At 40.9% G+C, this 4,681-nt stretch carries 6 protein-coding genes; 4 read left to right on the top strand and 2 right to left on the bottom strand.

Going from position 1 to position 4,681, the window contains the following annotated elements:
* Window positions 1-42: 42 nt before the first annotated feature.
* The 4 genes from IBX40_11040 to IBX40_11055 are packed head-to-tail and all read left to right on the top strand — an operon-like array spanning window position 43 to window position 2,404.
* Window positions 43-672: an FtsX-like permease family protein gene (locus IBX40_11040; GenBank protein ID MBE0524853.1), complete on the top strand. Its 630-nt coding sequence runs from the start codon at window positions 43-45 to the stop codon at window positions 670-672.
* Between the two features lie 27 nt (window positions 673-699).
* Window positions 700-1,908, top strand: a complete 1,209-nt coding sequence (locus IBX40_11045) for an ABC transporter permease (GenBank protein MBE0524854.1) — start codon at window positions 700-702, stop codon at window positions 1,906-1,908.
* A gap of 15 nt (window positions 1,909-1,923) precedes the next feature.
* Entirely contained in the window at window positions 1,924-2,094 is a 171-nt protein-coding gene (locus tag IBX40_11050; GenBank protein ID MBE0524855.1) for a hypothetical protein, read from the top strand.
* A 37-nt stretch (window positions 2,095-2,131) separates the two neighbouring features.
* Window positions 2,132-2,404 (top strand): hypothetical protein, encoded by a 273-nt coding sequence (locus tag IBX40_11055; GenBank protein ID MBE0524856.1) that lies wholly within the window; start codon window positions 2,132-2,134, stop codon window positions 2,402-2,404.
* 43 nt (window positions 2,405-2,447) lie between these two features.
* Here IBX40_11055 and IBX40_11060 read toward each other — a convergent pair whose 3' ends face one another.
* Together IBX40_11060 and IBX40_11065 are read right to left on the bottom strand one after the other, a co-directional pair.
* Window positions 2,448-3,497 carry an ABC transporter substrate-binding protein gene (locus IBX40_11060; protein MBE0524857.1) on the bottom strand — a complete coding sequence of 350 codons (1,050 nt, stop codon included), beginning with the start codon at window positions 3,495-3,497 and terminating at the stop codon, window positions 2,448-2,450.
* A 9-nt stretch (window positions 3,498-3,506) separates the two neighbouring features.
* Window positions 3,507-4,547, bottom strand: a complete 1,041-nt coding sequence (locus IBX40_11065) for a HAMP domain-containing protein (GenBank protein ID MBE0524858.1) — start codon at window positions 4,545-4,547, stop codon at window positions 3,507-3,509.
* Window positions 4,548-4,681 lie beyond the last annotated feature (134 nt).

The raw sequence follows: 4,681 nt of genomic DNA on the forward strand, positions 1-4,681 counted from the left end.
AGGCTACAAGATACTTTTTTATTGATCTTGCAAGAATAGTGTATATACGAACGCATATTCATCCCGATTTCGACCTGGAATGAGATAATGGGAGAAGATGATTATGGCAGTTTCTTTGCAATGGCATCCAGTATGGATACAATACAAGCGACTTCTGATGACCTGGATCAGAAACTTGGCCGCCATTTCGGAGTCCCATCAAGGGATATGGATGATGATGATTCCAAACCCTATTCAATCTTCAACCAGGCTGACATCCTTGAGATGACTGACCAAATGGCTGGAGCTTTGACTGCATTACTCACATCTGTTGCACTGATAGCATTGATCGTGGGCTCAATCGGTATCATGAATATCATGCTGGTATCAGTAACTGAGCGCACACATGAGATTGGGATTCTGAAGTCGCTGGGTTTCACCAATTCTAATGTCCTGTTGCTGTTCATTGTTGAGTCAGTGGTCTTGAGTGTAATAGGCGGGCTGCTGGGTATTGGATTTGGAGTACTTGGTGCATATGGTGCACAGAGTTTAATGGAGCTGCCATCTGTATTTCCTATTGAATTGATCTTTGTGGGCTTTGCCGTTTCTGTCATTGTAGGTCTGATCGCAGGTATATATCCTGCAAACAAAGCAGCAAGGATGAACACTGTGGATGCTTTGCGGCATGAGTAAGTCAGAAAAAAAGCAGGAGTGAATCTAATGATAAACTTTATACAGTCTCTGCGTATCGCAATGGGAAGCATAAAAAGTGCCAAAATGAGGTCCATCCTAACTACTCTGGGTATTGTAATCGGTGTGGCCGCAGTAATCGCAAATGTATCACTGGGAGCCAGTTTCAACCAGTATTTTGCAGACTTATCTTTGAATGCAGGCACTAATTATATCGTAGTAGTTGGAAAGGAACCAAACCTTTTCCATGACAATGAAATGAAACTGATCGATAATACTCCTGGTATAGTGAGCATTACACCTTTTAAGGAAAAATCTGCCGAAGTTACCTACTATTCCACGTCCAAACATATTGGTGTTCGTGGAGTTACTGAAGATATGGAAGAAATAGCAAATATTGAACTGGAAGATGGAGCTTTCCTGGATGATAAGGACAAGTATGTAACTGTCATCGGCCATGAAATAGCGTATGATAAATTTGACAGGAAGATTTTCACCCAAAATTCTATTGATATTACATTTCGTACAAAAGAGGGCAATATTATTACAAAGAAGTTTATGGTCAAGGGGATAATTGAAAAATCAAAAGAATCGTTTTTTCCATCCGGGATTGGAGATGATGTAATCTTAATTCCAGTGACAACATTAAATGAGATACTGGGAGAGAATGATTATGGAGCTTTCCTTGCCATGTCATCCAGCCTGGATACTATAAAGGAAACAGATGAGGAAGTTGATAAAAGGTTGGCCCGTCATTTTGGTGTCCCTACACGTGATATGGAAAATGAGGATGCAAAGCCATATTTCATGAATAACCAGGCAGAGGATCTGGAGAGCTTGGGCCAATTATCTGATGCACTGGCAGCACTGCTCACTGCTGTTTCTTTGATCGCATTAATCGCAGGCTCAATAGGTATCATGAACATCATGCTGGTAACAGTAACCGAACGTACCCGCGAGATAGGTATTTTAAAGTCACTGGGTTTCACCAATTGGAATGTCCTGTTCCTATTCATTGTGGAATCTATAGTCTTGAGTGTGTTCGGCGGACTGCTGGGTATCGGATTGGGTGTACTGGGTGCATATGGTGCACAGAGTTTAATGGCACTGCCATCCGTATTCCCGGTCGAACTTATCATAATAGGATTTGCCATTTCTGTCATCGTAGGACTGATCGCTGGCGTATATCCTGCTAACAAAGCTGCAAAGATGAACACTGTTGATGCATTGAGGCATTAGTGAGAACATCAGGATATGGCACAATTGATATTGAAATTGGGACTCGCCCTCTTTATGGGGGGCGTAGTGGCCTACGTCGCAGGATATCTCTCCCAGGAGCAGATAACGCCAATCGCAGCTATGGCCCTTCTTTTCGTAGGTGCCGGTTCAAGTAAAAAAAATAAAAATAAGAAAATTTTGAGATAATCTGATCGAAATCAGCAGATCATAAGGGGTGAGATATATGAAAAATCAGTACAATGTATTGGGATGTTTGAGCTTGATGTGTGGGATATTAAGCATCCTGCCGGCATTAATGTTCATATTTGGTTTCAGTATTGGTGCTCTTGGGTCTGTTTATTTTGCCATTCCAATGGGAATTGTCGGAATTGTATTATCAAGATTCCAGTCAAGATATGCAGATAATCAAATTTCCGAGGCCGGACTTATCACCAGTATTATGGGAATCTGCCTGAACGTGATAATTTTTGTAATGTTTGTGAACTTATTCCATTAAGGCAATATCAGAACTATGGGGTCAAATTCAGTTTCCAGCAATATCATACAGTCTTTATTGTAAACCCGTCGAACATCTTTCGTAAAATAACGTCCTGAATTGAGCCAAAACCAGGAGTTGCAATTGTGCTTCCAGTGAGGTCATCGATGGATCGTATTTCAGAATCCGCGCTTACCACAAGGGAAGTGCCTCCCGAATTCAAACCACTGATAACAAAGACCTTTCCATTATCATTCACCCTGTACATTAATAGCGGGGTCATTCCAAAGGTTGCCACATCCACTTCATGTTGACTTAACGCATTAGTTATTGTCACCCCGTTCCTGAATTTCAGGAAATGGATATTTCTGTCAGGGATCAGGCCTATCTGTTCAAAATAACCTTCTTTTATTGCCACATATACAGCCAGATTATGAAGATCGCCTTCTATAACCCCTAATCTGAGGTTTCCGTCAACAACGTCCGGGACCCAGTCCGGATCCTCGTCCAATTTTGTTTTGATCTCAATGTAATATTCTGCGATGATCAGGTCTGCCAGAAGCTCGTCCACATTTTGATAACCCACGGAAGTGGGACTATTTTTCAAACTCCCGGTCTTACTCAGTATCTCAAATTCCTGTTTTGTCTCATTCAGGTCAGGTAATTCCAAATATTGAGTATTGTTGATGGCGATCGACACAGCTGTTTTGTTAATCCCGGTAAATTCAGAGCCGTAATTTTCAATCCAGTCCCTGTTTGCCGGATCATTGATGAACCTGGTACTTTTTATTTGCACCCATAATAGGCCATTAATCATATCCTCATCAATATTTTCAGACACTGCCAACACGCAGCAGGGATGATCTTCCCAGATGTCCATAGAATGTACCAGATATTTACCATACCCTTCTGATACGGCTTTTGCCGGAAAAGGTTCCCATGAAATAAATCCTGCAATGGATCCATCCTTTAGACTTATCTCCATCTCTTCAGGTGTCATGGAAACAACATATATGGATCTTTCAATATTGGGTTTTTGGAATAATGTGATAGCTGCTAATGAAAGTATGAATATTATAATAATTACAATAATAATATTAATATCTATTTTCATTATTTTACCCTATTTACGTAGTTTGAAAAAGAAGGTACTTCCATGTCCGGGTTCGCTCTTCACCTGGATTGTACTGCCGTGTGCTTTGATAATTTCACTGGATATTGAAAGTCCAAGCCCGCTGCCGCCTATTTTTCTTGTAGACGGAGTATCAACCTGATAGAATTTGTCAAATAACTTGTCTAATTGTGCCTTCTCGATCCCTATACCTGTATCTTTGATCGCAACCTCTATACAGTTCTGATCTTCCTTTGCTGATAATAGGATACTGCCACCTTCAGGTGTGAATTTCATTGCGTTACTTAAGAGGTTATTCATCACGATAATAAGCTTTTCCTTATCGGCAATAATGGGAGATAGTTTCTCGGGAATGTCCTGTGAAAGTATTACATTGTGTTTTAGGGCCAGAGGCCTGATATTTTCAATTGCCACTGCTGCTATTTGATTCAGATCCACCTGTTCAAACCGGAATTCCATCTTGCCTGCTTCGATCTTGGTAAGGTCCAGGATATCGTTTATCAGCCGCGTCTGTCGGTCCACATTGCTAATAATATTATCAAGCATTTCTTTTTGCACAACCGGGTCTGCATTATCAACAGATTCCAAGAACTCTGACGAAGTCCGTATTGCCGATAATGGGGTTCTCAGTTCATGGGATACCAGGGAGATGAAATCTGATTTCAGGCTGTCCAGCTTTTGCAGTTCTTCGTTGGCGATAACAAGTTCCTTATTTTTTGTTTCCAGGTCCTTATTTGCTATTTCGATCTTTAATTCAAGTTTTTTCCTGATGTCCAGTAGTTCCCGGGCGGTCTCATTGAATATTTCTGTCAGCCGGCCGATCTCATTTTGTGAACTTACAGGTATGGGTTCGAATTTTCCTTCCACAAGGCTTACAGCCCCATTTTCCAGGGATTTTATGGGATCAGTAATTCTTCTTGAGATAATAATAGCAAAAAGGGTAACTCCCAGGACCGCGAACAGGGATATGATCATAGTCAGCCGGGACAGTGCCATAACTTCAAAATACGCTTCATACTTGTTCTTTTCCACTATGAGCCCCCACCTGTACAGAGGCAGCCAGTAATATGAGCCCAGTACCTGTTCACCATTATATACTCAGCACCTGTACAAATTACTATTTTTATAGGAATATTATCTAATAAATCATATAAAATATTATTTTT

The organism is Methanosarcinales archaeon (assembly GCA_014859725.1).
In the GTDB taxonomy this organism is placed as follows: Archaea; Halobacteriota; Methanosarcinia; order Methanosarcinales; family Methanocomedenaceae; genus Kmv04.

What these genes read in the sequence shown, in the direction of transcription:
- IBX40_11050 (MBE0524855.1), top strand. Translation starts at nt 1,924, where the DNA reads ATGGCACAATTGATATTGAAATTGGGACTCGCCCTCTTTATGGGGGGC.
- IBX40_11060 (MBE0524857.1), bottom strand. Translation starts at nt 3,497, where the DNA reads ATGAAAATAGATATTAATATTATTATTGTAATTATTATAATATTCATA.
- IBX40_11055 (MBE0524856.1), top strand. Translation starts at nt 2,132, where the DNA reads ATGAAAAATCAGTACAATGTATTGGGATGTTTGAGCTTGATGTGTGGG.
- IBX40_11045 (MBE0524854.1), top strand. Translation starts at nt 700, where the DNA reads ATGATAAACTTTATACAGTCTCTGCGTATCGCAATGGGAAGCATAAAA.